Annotated in this window: 11 protein-coding genes; all 11 read right to left on the bottom strand. The window is 56.5% G+C overall.

Translation table 11 applies throughout. The features are described from left to right. Positions 1-573: 573 nt before the first annotated feature. The 11 genes from AB4Y42_RS36850 to nodC all read right to left on the bottom strand — a co-directional run bounded on the left by AB4Y42_RS36850 (position 574) and on the right by nodC (position 14,364). Positions 574-3,618, bottom strand: coding sequence for an efflux RND transporter permease subunit (locus AB4Y42_RS36850; protein WP_368692665.1), 3,045 nt, complete (start codon positions 3,616-3,618; stop codon positions 574-576). 11 nt (positions 3,619-3,629) lie between these two features. Beyond that, the gene (locus tag AB4Y42_RS36855; protein ID WP_368692666.1) at positions 3,630-4,781 is read right to left on the bottom strand and encodes an efflux RND transporter periplasmic adaptor subunit; all 1,152 of its coding nucleotides are present in this window, start codon (positions 4,779-4,781) and stop codon (positions 3,630-3,632) included. Positions 4,782-4,875: 94 nt separating this feature from the next. Then, on the bottom strand, positions 4,876-6,468 hold the full coding sequence (locus AB4Y42_RS36860; RefSeq protein ID WP_368692667.1) for an efflux transporter outer membrane subunit: 1,593 nt from the start codon (positions 6,466-6,468) through the stop codon (positions 4,876-4,878). Positions 6,469-6,565: 97 nt separating this feature from the next. Beyond that, positions 6,566-7,183 (bottom strand): adenylyl-sulfate kinase, encoded by a 618-nt coding sequence (cysC, locus tag AB4Y42_RS36865; protein WP_368692668.1) that lies wholly within the window; start codon positions 7,181-7,183, stop codon positions 6,566-6,568. Positions 7,184-7,259: 76 nt separating this feature from the next. Then, the gene (gene nodU / locus AB4Y42_RS36870) at positions 7,260-8,978 is read right to left on the bottom strand and encodes a nodulation protein NodU (protein ID WP_368696940.1); all 1,719 of its coding nucleotides are present in this window, start codon (positions 8,976-8,978) and stop codon (positions 7,260-7,262) included. Between the two features lie 13 nt (positions 8,979-8,991). Next, entirely contained in the window at positions 8,992-9,621 is a 630-nt protein-coding gene (gene nodS, locus AB4Y42_RS36875; protein ID WP_368692670.1) for a nodulation methyltransferase NodS, read from the bottom strand. 86 nt (positions 9,622-9,707) lie between these two features. Beyond that, positions 9,708-10,298 carry a NodA family N-acyltransferase gene (locus tag AB4Y42_RS36880; protein ID WP_368692671.1) on the bottom strand — a complete coding sequence of 197 codons (591 nt, stop codon included), beginning with the start codon at positions 10,296-10,298 and terminating at the stop codon, positions 9,708-9,710. A gap of 227 nt (positions 10,299-10,525) precedes the next feature. Continuing rightward, positions 10,526-11,260: a sulfotransferase gene (locus AB4Y42_RS36885; protein WP_368696941.1), complete on the bottom strand. Its 735-nt coding sequence runs from the start codon at positions 11,258-11,260 to the stop codon at positions 10,526-10,528. Between the two features lie 95 nt (positions 11,261-11,355). Next, entirely contained in the window at positions 11,356-12,144 is a 789-nt protein-coding gene (locus AB4Y42_RS36890; RefSeq protein WP_368692673.1) for an ABC transporter permease, read from the bottom strand. Positions 12,145-12,147: 3 nt separating this feature from the next. Further along, positions 12,148-13,074 (bottom strand): nodulation factor ABC transporter ATP-binding protein NodI, encoded by a 927-nt coding sequence (gene nodI / locus AB4Y42_RS36895; protein WP_368692698.1) that lies wholly within the window; start codon positions 13,072-13,074, stop codon positions 12,148-12,150. A 54-nt stretch (positions 13,075-13,128) separates the two neighbouring features. Next, positions 13,129-14,364: a chitooligosaccharide synthase NodC gene (nodC, locus tag AB4Y42_RS36900; RefSeq protein ID WP_368692674.1), complete on the bottom strand. Its 1,236-nt coding sequence runs from the start codon at positions 14,362-14,364 to the stop codon at positions 13,129-13,131. Positions 14,365-14,754: the final 390 nt, after the last annotated feature.

Below are 14,754 nucleotides of genomic sequence, written 5' to 3' on the forward strand. Positions count from 1 at the left end.
CATATATCGATGCTGATAACGTTTTGCTACATCAGTAGAAAAATGACGCACTGGGATATCTATGCAATCGACGATAGCAATCCGCCGTGGCGAAATCAAACAAGTAAAATTGATGTCTATAGCAATCTGACGCGTGCTATGGATCGTTGTGTCGATAGTGTGAAAATGGAGATGCTATACCTGAGATCCGACAATGTGCTCTGGGTCAACCTTAGGCGCGCTGACAACGATGGACTTTGCATCGGGTCAGAAACCTCGTCGCGCTCGTGCGTTTGCGTCGGGTCACGACCCCAGCACCTTGATCCATGTGCCATTGCAAGCGTGTGACGCTTCATTGTTCTCTTGTCCATCTCATTGCCTGTGAGCTCAATAGCGCTCGACGAGCACGACCGGTGGGCCTTCCAGCGTTGGCTTCCGTAACCGCAGAAGGGTGGGTTAGGCGTGCTCGACGAAATCCAAAGCCAAGCAGCGCATCGCTTGTCCTCACGCGGCAATCATGCTGACGCACGGGTGCCGGGGAGTGCGTATTTTGAATAGACGAAGACATCGCTACTGCACAGATGGACAACCAGGTCATGACTGGTCTTTTGGCGTCCCTTGATGATTTGCACCCAGCAACATATACATTGCCGGTACGACGAACAGTGTGAACGCAGTGCCGATCGATAGTCCGGTGAAGATCACCAGGCCCATTGCGTTGCGGCCTGCTGCGCCCGCGCCCGAGGCGACGACTAAGGGCAGTACGCCGAGCACCATGGCGACCGTCGTCATGAGGATCGGGCGTAAGCGTGCACCTGCCGCTTCCTCCAAGGCTTCTCGCTTGCCGCGGCCCACGCGCTGAAGCTGGTTTGCGAACTGCACGACAAGAATCGCATGTTTGCTGACGAGCCCCATGAGCGTGACAAGTCCAACCTGCGTATAGATGTTGAGCGTCGAAAAGCCGGCATTGATGAAGACGAGAGCACCGAAGAGCGCCATCGGGACGGACACCAAAATGACCAGGGCATCGCGGAAGCTTTCGAATTGCGCTGAAAGCGCAAGGAACACGATAATCGTCGCGAACATGAGCGTGACCAGGAAGTTACCGGACTCTTGCATGAACTGGCGCGATAGCCCTGCGTAGTCGGTGTTGTAACCTGCCGGAGCTGCGTCGGTCGTGGACTTACGAAGGAAGTCGAGAACTTCGCCCTGGGAGACGCTAGGTGAGATCACAGCGGAGATCGTTGCCGCATTGAGTTGCTGGAACCGATTGATCGATTCGGGGACGACCGCTTGCTTCAGGTGCGCAACCGTCGACGCCGGAATCATGCTGCCGTCCGGCGTGCGCAAGTAATAGTCGAGTACCTGTGACGGATTCAGTCGATCTATTTGCTGGACTTGCGGAATCACCTTGTATGAGCGGCCAGCGATCGAGAAGTAGTTTGCGTAGTTACCGCCGAGTGCAGCGCCTAGCGCCTGTCCTACATCGCTTTGCGTGAGGCCGAGTGACGCGATCTTGTCGCGGTCAACTATGACGACCGTTTCTGGCTTGTCGATCCTTAGATCGCTATCGACAAAGAGAAACATGCCACTTGCACGCGCTTTCTGGAGTACGTCTTTCGCCACCTCGTCGAGATTCTCGAAGGGCTCTGTCGTGCTGATCACGAATTGCACGGGGAAACCCTGTGCGCCCGGCAAAGGCGGGAACTGGAACGCGGCGACACGAGCACCAGCAATGCCATTCCACCTCTGCTGGAGCTCCTGTTGTAGATCGGTTGCGCCTCTTTTCCGCTTGTCCCAAGTCTTGAAGAGCACGCCGCCGAAGCCCTGATTCAACGTTGGCAGGCCAGTTAGCTGAAACATCTGGGCATACTCGGGCAAGCGCTTCGACATTTCTAATATCTGATCGGCGTATGTCTGCATTTGCTGGACTGTGGCATTCGGCGGGCCCTGGATCAGCGATAGGACGATGCCTTGGTCCTCCTGCGGCGCAAGCTCTGCCTGAGATGTTGAAAAGAGATACACGGTTCCGCAAAGCAGCATAACTCCCATGACGACGAACACGGAAGATGTGTCGAGGGCCGCGTGCAAGAGCCGCGCATAGCCGGTATGCACACGATCCAGCTGTCGATTGACGAAAACGGCGAAACGCCCGGACTCGTGCACGTTCTGGAAAATGCGCGAGCACATCATCGGCGACAGGGTTAGCGCAATCACGCCTGACACCGCGACGGCGCTCGCAAGGGTGAACGCAAATTCAGTGAAAAGGGTGCCTGTCAGGCCGCCCTGAAAGCCGATAGGCAGATATGCGGCGATCAGCACGGCGGTCATGGCCAGAATCGGGCCGCCAAGCTCGCGCGCGGCGGTTAGCGCGGCTTCCATGGGAGACTTGCCTTCATTCATGTGGCGGTCGACGTTCTCGACGACGATGATCGCATCGTCGACCACCAGCCCAATCGCGAGCACCATCGCGAGTAACGTCAACAGATTGATCGAGTAACCGAGCAACTGCATCATGAAGAACGTACCAATCAGCGAAAGCGGCATCGCGATCACGGGTACGATGACGGCGCGCAAGCGACCGAAGAAGAGGAAGATAACGGCCGTGACAATCAGCAACGCCTCGACGAGCGTCTTCACTACTTCATCAATCGCGCTGTTGATGAAGTCTGTCGCGTCGTAGACGATGTCACCAGCCATCCCCGTCGGGAACTGCTTCTGCAGATCGGGAAACACGGCTTTAACGCGTCTGGCCACATCGAGCACGTTTGCGTCAGGCGCTACCTTAATTCCGATAAACACAGAACGCTTGCCGCCAAATGCCACGCTGGAATCGTAATTGTCCGCGCCTAGCACGACATTGGCAACGTCCTCGAGACGCACTATCACTCCGTTCTTTTGTTTGACAGCCAGTTTCTGAAAGTCCTCCACCGAATGGACGTCGGTACGCGCGTTTAGACTGACGCTGGTCATCTGACCTTTTGTTGTGCCGAGTGTCGCGAGGTAGTTATTGTTGCCGAGTGCTGTGTAGACATCGGAAGCAGTGACATTATGCGCTGCGAGCTTGGTTGAATCGAGCCATGCGCGCAATGCGAACTGGCGACCGCCCAGTACTTCCGCGGTCTGCACGCCCTGAATGGAGTCGAGCTTCGGCTTCACGACGCGCAGCAGATAGTCGGTGACACTGTTGGGCGGCAGCACGTCGCTGTAGAAGCCCATATACATCGCGTCAGTGGTCTGACCCACCTGCATCGTCAGCACCGGCTGCTGGGCCTCGCGCGGCAACTGGTTACGCACTGACGCTATCTGTGTATTGATCTCGGTGAGTGCGCGGTTCGGATCATAATTCATGCGTAGTGTCGCGTTGATCGTCGACACGCCCGTGCTGCTTTTCGACGACATGTAGTCAATGCCCTGCACCTGGGCGATGGCGGCTTCCAGCGGCTGCGTGATAAACCCAGCCATTGTGTCGGCGCTCGCACCGTAGTAGGAAGTGGTAAGCGTGACTACGCCCGTCTGGGTCTGAGGATATTCACTGACCTTCAGCGTGGAGAGCGAACGCAAGCCCAGTACGAGGATCAGCACGCTCAGTACTGACGCGAGGACCGGTCGGTTGAGAAAAATGTCGGTGAATTTCATCGGGAGGCCTTTCACTGCTCCTGAGGCGTCGGAGCAGGATTGTCCGCAGGCAGCACACGATTATTGATGATGAGCGGTGTGCCGTTCTGTAGCTTGAGCTGACCGCTCGTGACGACCTGCGCGCCTTCGTCGAGACCCCTCAGGATCGCCACCTGATCGCCGCGCGTGGGTCCCGGCGTCACGAATACCTGTTGCGCCACCGGCATCGTTTTACCGTGCGCGTTTTTGTGCTCGCTCGGTCTAATGACGAATACCGTTGCACCGTACGCATTGTGCGCGATCGCGGTTTGAGGCAAGGTCAGATAGCGCTGCTCGCTACTCACATCGATCTTCACGTTCGCGTACATGCCGGGCAACAGCTTGCGCTCGTGGTTGTCCAGCACCGCTTCGATCTGAACGTTGCGGGTCGCGTTGTCCACGCGCGGATTTATCGCGCGGACTTGGCCACTGAAGCTAAGGTTCGCAAATGTGCTTGTATTTACGGCGACGTGCTGTCCGGCCTCGAGTTGTCCCAGTTGCTCCTGGGGTAGGTGAAAGTCGACGTAAATGGGATCGACGACTTGCAGGGTAACAATTGCGTCCCCCGGGTTGATGTACTGGCCGGGATTAACGGTGGTGATCCCCACGCGTCCTGCGAAAGGTGCGCGAATGGTTTTCTTGGCGACGAGGGCAGCTTGCTGTTCGACTTGCGCCCGTTTGCTCTTCAGTTCGGCTGTGTCGGCATCCAACTGGGCTTTTGAGATGGCCTGAATGTCATACTGTGCCTTGTCGCGCGTGTAAACCGTTTGCGAAAGGTCCGCGGCAGCTTGTAGCGATGCGAGCTGTGCGCGATCAGAGTCGTCGTTGAGGCGCAGGAGAACCTGTCCGGCTTTCACCTCCTCACCGGAACTGAATTTGAGCTCGCGCACGAGGCCTGAGACTTCTGTCGTCACGTCGACGCCGTGCACCGCGCGCAGGCTGCCCGTGGCGGAAAGCTGTGGCTGCCAAGTCTGATAGCTGACCACAGCTGACGTGACCGTGGCGGCGGCCATGCCATCGCGCATCATGAACTTTTTAATCATATGCGCTTTGTAAAGATTGAAGCCGATGAGCGTGCCGAGCAGACTGCCCACGCAGATCAGCATGATGGTCATCCGTTTTCCTGTTGGTCTTTTCATCGTCATCGTAGTGTCCTTGCACGGCAAACTCACGACGCACAAGCGTCTTTGGCGCGTTACCCGTGAAACGTATGCGGCGCGTAGCAATCGTCATGAGCAATCACTGGGAGCGGGGGCCGGCGTTGGCATGCCCCTTCTCGTCATACGCCGTGTCATTCCACCAACCGCCACCCAGTGCCTGGAATAAAGCAGCTGTATCTGCATAGCGAGCTGCTTGCGCCTGCGCGAGATTCACGACGGCCTGCTGATATTGGCGCTGTGCGTCGAGCAGCGACAGATAGCTGACTCCGCCGACTCGAAACTGTCCGCGCGCCACATCCAGTGAACTGCTAGCCGAGCGCCAGGCGTCGGTTTGGGCGGCAAGAGCAGCCGCGTCGTGATCGAGTGCGCGCAACGTGTCCGCCACATCTTCGAACGCGAGCAGCACGACTTCCCGATATCGCGCGTTGGCCTCGTCAAAGGCGGCTTGCGCCGCCCTTTTTTTTGCGGTCAACTGCCCACCATGGAATATTGGTTGGGTGAGTCCCGCGCCGATGTTCCAGATCATGTCGGCATACTTCAGCATGCCAGCGGGCGTTAAAGACTGCGGGCCGTAATTCGCGGAGAGCATAAGTTGTGGATAGAGGTTTGCCGTGGCGACACCGACCTCGGCGCTCGCCTGGTGCAGCACGGCATCAGCGGCCAAAATATCCGGCCGCTGCCTGACCAGCGAGGAAGGCAGACTGACCGGCAAGGTTTGCGGTAGCGTGAACATCGACATCGTGAATTCGGACACACCTGTCTCGCTCGGTAATCTGCCCGAAAGCACGGCAAGCTGGTGCCGAGTCCGATCGAGCGACTGCCGCAGCAGCGGTAGCGTCGCCCGTGTTTGCGCGACTAACGTCTCTTCCGAGAGCACGGCAATCCGGTCCACGCCGCCGAACTCGAATTGCTTGCGCAAAACGCCAAGCTGCGTCTCCTCGTCGGCTACGATGTTCTCGGTCGCGCTGATCTGCTCACGCAGCGACGCTTCCTTGACGGCAGTCGTGACGATGTTTGCCGACAGTGCTAGGTAGGCGCCTTGCAGCTGAAAGCGCTCAAAATCGACCTGCGCGCCCAGCGATTCGAGCTCGCGCCGAACTCCACCAAACAGATCCAGATCATATGAAACACTTACTGATGTGTTGTATAGAGTCAGTATTTTGTTGACGTTGGGCTGCCCCAACGTCGCGCCGTTCAGCTTCTCACGTATCGCGTTGAGCTTGATATCGACAGAGGGGTAGAGTGCGCTGCCTGCTTGTGCGCTCAGATTCTCGGCGGCCTGGCGTAGCGCGGCACTGGCTGCTGCGATCGTTGGGCTATTTTTAAGTGCTTCGCTTATCAGCGTGTTGAGCGGCTCGCAGCGATAAAGCGTCCACCACTGAGCGGGCAGGTCGCCGCCGGCCGCAAACCGCTGCTCGAGACCCGCTTCGCCCTGCGACGAAGCCGTGCGATCAGGTAGAGGCGTTGCTGTGTAATGCTGAATCGCGGGTGGCGCTGGCGTGTGGTATTCTGGGCCGACCGTGCAGTCGGCCAGCGAGCCGAGCAGTGGAAACACTGCAGCGACTACTGCGGCACGCGTGACAACCCGGCCTGTTGTGCAGTGAAAAGCCACCGCGCACGATTGCGGATGCAAACGTGCACGACCGGAGCTGCAATGGACCTCGTCATTCATCTATCTATCTACCTGGCTTGCGAGCGATGAGTGTTCTCAATTGTCGGATGCAGAACTCCCCCAGTTTCAACGGTGTTGCCGCGAAGCGTGTATGCAATCACGAATGATGGCAACGGTCAGAACTGTGGAGCCAATTCAGGACCATATCGGCACCTTCGTCGATGGACTTGCAACATGTGTCAATGAAGACGTCCGGATCCGTCGGCTCCTCATACGGGGAGTCGATGCCGGTGAAGCGCTGGATTGCGCCGCGCCTTGCCAGCCGATACAACCCTTTAGGGTCACGGGCCTCCGCCGCGGCTAAACTCGCGTGGACATGGATTTCGGCGAAATTACGGCGGCCCGCCGTAGAGCGGGCGAGTTCCCTATCGCGGCGGAACGGCGAGATGAGGCACACCAAAACAACGATGCCGGCGTCGGCCATTAATTTTGCGACCTCCGCGACGCGCCGTACGTTCTCGTGACGGTCTGCATCGGTAAAGCCAAGGTCTTTGCATAGACCGAGCCTGACGGAGTCGCCGTCAAGAATGTAGGTGAGTCGGCCAGCTGTATGGAGACGCGCCTCCACGGTGTCAGCGATAGCCGACTTTCCCGCAGCTGATAGGCCGGTAAACCAGAGAATGGCCGGCGTTTGCCGAAGCAAGCGTGCTCTTGCTTCCGGGGGAACCCGGAAGCCGTGCGCATACAACTCTAAAGTGGAAGGCTCATTCGCCATACTTGCCTACTTAGATCGGTCCGGTCGGGGTATGAGCTAGCGCTCACTTGTTGCGGCATTACGGTGAAGCTCAAATTCATGCGAGCCCAAACGATACCGGCTCATCGACTGACGCCGAAATCTCGTTTCGGCATGTCTTGGTAAATAGAAGACCATTGCACCAAACGTGTTCGACACGTCCCCATTCACACGCCGACGCAACATCGGGAAAAAAGCCTCGTCCCAGGTGGTTGGCGCTGGTGTTGCACAGCAAGGGAAGGCCTGTGAGCTTCTCGTATTCGATTAGCAGTTGCGCAACAGGGTGTTCGGATGACCTTGCAATGGTCTGCAATCGCGCAGAACCGTCGAGATGCACGACGGCAGGTATCCTGTCCCGCCATTCGTCGCGTGTTTGATGATCGAACAGCATGTAGGGGTCTGGAGTGCCGGGGAGAAATACAGCAGGCGCCCGGTCTTCAAGACATATGGGTGCCACAGGACGGAAATATTCCCGATGCTTGACATCGTTGAGAAGAGCCTTCATGCTCGGCGAAGTCGCAGCGGCGAGAATACTTCTCGCCCCAAGTGCTCGTGGGCCCAGCTCGGCGCGTCCGGCAAGAAAAACGACGGGTCTATTTTTGGCGAGAATATGTGCAAGTTCAGCTAGGGAACAAGGCGACGCAGACCAGCCGGGCACTCGGGTGCCCGTTTTCATTGCGGGGCCGCTATATACCGACCACTCTAACGGCATGAAGCCCTCGTTCGCGGCTATTGCGCAGCATGCGGTGCCGATCGCCGAACCGCTGTCGTTCGGAAAGGGCGGAATCCAGGTAGCGTCGAACAAGCCACTTGCGCGTAATGCACTGTTCCATTTGATATTGAGTCCACATCCGCCGGATATGCATAGGTTGCGCGGCCCAGGAATACAATGGCGCCGCAGAGCCTTTTCCATTTCGCGGACGAGTAGGCGCTCGAGGAAAGTATGGAAAGAGGCGAGTACGTCTTCGGCAGGTTTAGCCTGCAGCTCCGGCGCGCATGCGTGGAAGAAATCGCGTATCGCTGCGAGCGATGTACTCGGAAGATGGAGATTCTGGCGATAGTTTCGCGCAAGTTCTGTGTCGCCTGCAAAGCGTTCCAGGTAAAGATGGTGAAATATATCAACGATTTCTTCGTCGACTGACCCAAGGGCGATGTATGCCATTAGCTTTCCGGCCACTCCCAGGTCCCACTCCGCACCCGCCCCCTTTGCATACGGCCCGAAATGATGTCCGGCCGCCGCATACATTTGACCGATGATGGGGAATAACTGGCCAATGAGCCGCACGTCGTCGCGTCCTACATGGTACAACCGTGGCACCATGCCGCCATCCCACACTAGGCATAACGCAGGTTGCCCAAGTTGTGCGAACGGACTCGTGCAATATGCGGCGGCGACATGGCCGGACACGTGAGGGTAGCTCCTGTACCGATATGACTTGCCACCGATCAGCAGCCCAGTGCCGTCGACCGAAGCCAGAAGTTCGCCGTTTTCTCTTTCCGTATAGAGGGCACCCTCGAGGACGATTGGGCTGGGGCCGCTCAGCATCTGAAACTGCGACGTCACTTCGCCGTCCCAGCCGTCGATCACAAATTCGTCGATGTCGTCAGTCCGTAGACCGTGCTCGGCTAGTGCAGTTTCAATTGCATCGAGGTTCCGTATATCGTGATATCTCGGATTGTTGTCCCGCTTCTCCTGTTCGATGCAAAAAAGGAGCTTTCCATCTTCGACAACGGCGATTGCTCCGTCGTGTGTCAGCTTGAGGCCACAGATGCGCATGGTATTTTTCACCCTAGCAAGGGAAATCTGATTGATGGGAAAAATGCACCGCGTTCTGGAAGCATGCGAGCAGGCAATCCTCATTGGACGACTGGCCGACGCACTCGACTCGCTCAATCTCGGTGAACCGTTCGCTTAGCATCTTCAGCACCGTTTCAGCACCAGCAATATGTCCCCAGCGTTGACAATTGGCGTCACGTGCTGAACCGAATATCAACTGGCCGTCAGGCGCGAGTACGCATGCCAGTTTGTGGATAGCATCCCGCACTTCAGCGATGTCGGCGAGATAGTAGAAAACCTCCGCGACTACGATCAGTTCGAACCGCTCTGCGCAGGAAAAGTGCTGGACGTCTGCAACGATCCAGTTCACGTTTGGCGGGTAATTTAGCCGCTTGCGTGTCCTCGCAAGCGCTTGCGGCATCACATCCATCACGGTGAGCCGCTCACAGTAAGGTGCCAATTTTTCTGTGAATGCGCCCCCCGCACATCCGACCTCGAGAGCATGGGCAACGGGGCCTTTAGAGAGCGCTAACCGAAGCATGTGCATATGACGCTCACGCTCGAACGGATTACTGTCCAGTCGCCACGGATCGTCCGCGTCCAACTCCCTACGCAACAAGTCAAAATGCGTTACGTTTTTCAATTTAGTTTACCTGAGCGTGTGCGTTCAAATCTCGTTGCAGGACAGATCGAGCCGCTGACCGCATGTCCGGTTCAGATGCAGGCGAGTCACAGCTCAGGGCCATTGCGTTCGATTTCAGTCCCGTGCGGCCACTCACTCATCGCCCTATCAATCGGCAAAATCACCGCCAGTACTTCTTCAACACGTGTTGCCGGCAAATCGAGGTGAACGTTGGGAAGCGTTGAGCGGACGCGAACCCCCGAGATGACTGTTCCCATTCCATGTCGACATAACCTGGTGAAGTGGGTCTTCAAAGCATGGCGGACGGTGCCGAATGCGAATGGCACACGAAGCTCGTGCAATACAGGGTACATCGCACGAATAGATTGGCTGATTCCGAGCCCCTCTAGGTCTGGCCGCACTCCATACAGACCCAGTTCCGCCACTAGCACGTCGGTTGCGCCAATCTTGATGAAGCGGCGTAACGAACCCATGTGCGCCGCCACACCTTGCGAATCGTAGGCAATGGCGCGGAGTTCGGGCCTCGCCCCGGCCCAACTTCGACCGCCGTCGAACGGCTTTGCGTTGAACGGTCCGGTTGGACCATAAGTTGTCCGGAAAAACTGGGCCAATTCGAGATGATCGGAAAGCTGGAGCTCATTCTCCCAGCACAGTTTCCACTGCACCTTTGAGGACATGGAAAGTTACCTTGTTCAGTTGCGATTACGCGCAACCCGTGGCGTGCGATTGCCCAGAAGGCGGAAGCATCGCATTCGGCGCCAGTAGGAAACGCAAAGATCGTAAAATGAATCTTTAGATAGAAGAATGGTTTGAAGGATCGATTTGGTGCTACTTCTAGGGAAATGAACGTGGGCGAACATGAACCATGCGATCACGAGAAAGTCCATCTCTTGCTGTTGCTGTTTCAAAAAAATCTCTCATACTGCCCGCCACTGAAGTGACTTTTCAACTCGTCGAAGTTGAGTACGGTTTGCTCCAGAGGCCGTACTTCCTGCCGTTGAAGAGTCGTCCCGTGGGAGCAAGGATGAAAGGAAGTTCCAAGGAACGTCTGCACCGCCTCCATGCATGCGGCGGGGTCATTGAGGAGGTTTTCATAGCCCATTGTAAGCAGATTCTCTGGCGCGAAAGAGTCGACGACTTGACGATGAAAATCGTCTGCGGCTTTGAAGTAGGCTTCGCATAGTTCAATAGTCAATGCGACCTGAGGAGGCGGAGCTGACCAATTATCCGAACCGTACTTCAGCCATTCACCACTTTCTCTCGCTTGCACCAGGGATCGCAGCGATTCCAGCGTATTCCTGCGGACTAAAAAAATCGCCTTCAGGCATGGCCACCGTGCTAATTCCTCAAAGAATCCGGGGCGTTCCATAAATTGCGGCTCATTGATCTTGCAACCGATATGCGTAGCGTACGCCTTGCCATTTTGGACCGGATAGCGAAGATAAGCGAGTTCGAGAAGTTCCCGATTGCTGCACTTGAGCCGGTTGGTGTCAGGCCAATTGGCGTCGTGGATGTTGAGTAACTCGCCATTGCTCAAGACGTTCGGATGAGCATTCAGCAGCTCTTCCAGATAGTGAGTGCCGCTTCTGGGCATCCCGAGAATCACGAATGGCTGCGTTTTCGGCATGAAGTTGGTCATGGCGTGCATTTCAGTAGGTTGAAAGCGGTGGTTTGGAGGTAGCCCCAGTCCGGCGCTTATCACAAGGCTGCTGCTGAGTCGCAACACCGTCAGCGTCAAGACATCAGGCGGCGGCGGACCAGTGTCGCAGACAAGAAGAATGGAAGTATTGTGTAGACACAAAGCACGCCCAGATGCAGCCCCATGCCGCCGACCGGACGTGCAAGCATCGCCGGACGGATCAATTCAACGGAGTGGGAAAGCGGCAGGAACTGTGCAAGGTATTGAAGCGCCCCGGGCAGTTGGTGCACAGGGAAGACGACACCACTCAGGAACAACATGGGCGTAAGCACAAGCGTCTGGTAGAAAACGAAATAGTCATAACTCGGCGCGATCGCGACGAGTACCATTGCCACGCTCGCGAAAGCGAGGCCAGTTAGAAGAACGACAGGCATAACAAATACGATGCTCGAAAACGCCGCGTAACCGAGCATCGCCGCAACCACCATAACGGCGGAGCCTGCGAGAAGGGCTTTTGTAGCGGCCCATGCCAATTCGCCAATAATGACATCGCCAATGGTCAGTTGGGTGCAGAGCACGGCTTCCCACATGCGCTGAACTTGCATGCGAGCGAAGGCAGCGTAAATCGTTTCAAAAGTCGCTGAGGTCATGGCGCTTGTCGCAACCATTCCAGCCGCCAGGAACGCAATGTAAGGAGCGCCGTCGATGTGGCCTATCATTATTCCGACACCGAAGCCGAGACCGAAAAGGTACATCATCGGGTCCGCCAGGTTGCCGAGAACGGAGATCAGTGCCGCTTTTCTCCACGCTAGATAATTGCGCCGCCATACTGTGCGCCAATTCCAGGCGTTGCCGGGTAGGGCAATCATAAACACTTCGCGCATTATTCAATCCTTCATTTCTCGCCCGGTCAGCCGAAGAAAAACGTCTTCCAGGTTCGCGGGACGTTGCACAATACGCAGACCTGTACGCTCGCTCAGTCGCGTGCATACCTGTTGTGGATCGGCCGTGTAGCAGAACAGTGCATCACCGCTTACCTCTGTACGCTGTGCAAACGACATCAGCAGCGCTTTGAGTTCATGAGGGTTGCCGCCGTATATCTCGAGAACGTGACTTCCAATCTGCTCCTGGATTAACGCATCAGGTGCACCCTCCGCAATGCTGCGTCCTCTGTCGATTACACATAGTCGATCGCACAATCGCTCTGCCTCTTCCATGAAATGAGTAGTGAGAAGAATCGTTTTGCCGCGTGCGAGTAAGCAGCGCAAACGATCCCAGATGAGGTGGCGCGCATGCGGATCTAGCCCTGTCGCCGGTTCGTCCATGACAATAAGTTGCGGATCGTTGATAAGCGCGCGTGCAATGGTTAGACGGCGCTTCATTCCGCCCGACAACTCGGTGACGCGTGCGTGAGCCCTGTCCTCGAGATGTGCGAACTGCAGCAAGGACGGGACCACCGCCTCGATTTCGCCTGTGCTCATCCCAAAGTAGCGCCCGAAGAGCTGCAGGTTCTCGCTCACACTAAAACCTGGCTCCAAGTTGTCGAATTGCGGAACGACGCCAATGCGCCTGCGCGCTAGGCGTGCCCGCGCTGGCACCGGTTCCCCGAGGACGGTAATCACGCCTGCGTCAGGCAGCGCCATACCTAGCACCATTCGAGTGGTAGTGCTTTTGCCTGCACCATTAGGCCCGAGCAGACCGAAGCACTCGCCGGGCCCTACACGGAAGGACAATCCGTCAACGGCAAGCTTACCGCCGTAGGATTTCTTTACACTCGAGAACGTGATCGTCGCATTAGACATGGAGCCAGAAATGTATACAGACCACTGTTTAAGGAAGATTCCCTGGTGAGCGCGCGAGGCTACGCATTACTCACTCTTGGGAGCACGGTGCTCGCCGCCGTCTTCGACGGCAGAACTGCGAGAAAGCCAGTCACTGTTGTCCAGGGTACATAGAGCGTATGCTTTTAGCGGAAGCAGGAGCAATAGGTTTATAAGTGTGTGCACTGAAAATCCAAGAAATCGAAGCTCGCGAGCGCGAATGGCAGCAACGGAGCAGCGGACCCCAGTCATTGAAGCAATGACGAAGCATGCCTGCCAAGGAGCCGTGGCTGTGAGCAATATCTGCAAAAAGCCGGAGATCATTGAAATGGCGAGCAGCAGAGAGCCAATATTTTGCGCGATCACGTCAAGAGTTAGGTAGCGGTCAAGACGAGGCAAAAGGCGGAGGGAGAGCAGCGTGTCGCGATAGGTGCTTCGCGCCCAGCGCAATTGCTGGCGCAGGTACGGCCGCAGCTTGTCTGGAACGACGGTCGCGGCGACTGCATCTCGAACGTACTCCGTTCGATAGCCCGCCGCGAGCATGAGAATTGTCAGATGGCGGTCTTCGCCAAAATCGCTGCGCTTGCCCCGGAACATTTGCGTTTCGTACTGGTCCAGAAGCAGAAGAAGCGCTGTGCGCCGATATATCGCACACGGTCCGCAGCAGCACATCACAGCGCCAAATCGCGCTTGAGCCGCGCGCTCCTCGTTGCACGCAAGCCAGTATTCCATATCGATCAGGCGGGTCAGCCACGTGTCGCTGCGATTACTGGCTATCAATTGCCCCATGGCTGCACCGACCGATGGGTCACTCATTGTCAGCACGAGTTTGTTTACTGCATCCGGAGCCAGAGTGGTGTCCGAGTCTACGTTAAGTATGAGTTCCGAGGTCGAAGAACGTATTGCGGCGATTTGCGCTTTACGCTTTCCCGCATTCTTTGGAAGAAGCAGGAAGTTGAATCGCGGATCATGTTCGTGCTCCCGATACACCACCTTCAACGCATCGCGGTTGGCGGATCCATCATCGACCACGTGGACCCTGATGCCGCCCGCGTAGTCCTGGGCGCCAATCGAGTCGAGACACGCCCGCAGCGTTTCTGGGTTTTCGTTAAAGCACGGGACGATGACGTCGATGTCCGGCAAATACTCGGTCTTGGATACGTTGACGTATGCAGGTCGGCCGCTAGTCGGTAGAGTATGAAGTACCTGCGCGCTTTTATAGATGGCCGAAAGTGACGCATATAGTAGGACAGATGTAGTGTTGATTGCGGCAGAAATGTTCATCAGGTCAGTGTGCTAGGAGACGTTGGGATTCTCAGTACAGGCCTGCCGTGAGCGATGGCGCGGGAGTCAGGCGTGGAAATATCATCTAAGGTTCACGCTCGATTCGAGGGGCAATTATTCTCGTGCCTGTAGGTTTGGCGTTTCTTCATAGGGCAGGAAAGACACGGTTTTGCGTACGAGAAAAATGTCCAGTAACGCACCTCATGGTACCGATGTCGTCCAGGAGGCTTCCATCGGCGTCGACTGAAAATCAGATCATCCAATGCCTGCATCCGGGGTCAGTATTTCCTTAGTGCTAGCCGTAGGTCAGCGCGCACACCTGGATCTATTGCTGAAACGTTTCTAATGGAGTATATCGTCCACCTGTCGAGCAGCTCTGGGCCAGAGATA

Source organism: Paraburkholderia sp. EG286B (assembly GCF_040965655.1).
In the GTDB taxonomy this organism is placed as follows: domain Bacteria; phylum Pseudomonadota; class Gammaproteobacteria; order Burkholderiales; family Burkholderiaceae; genus Paraburkholderia.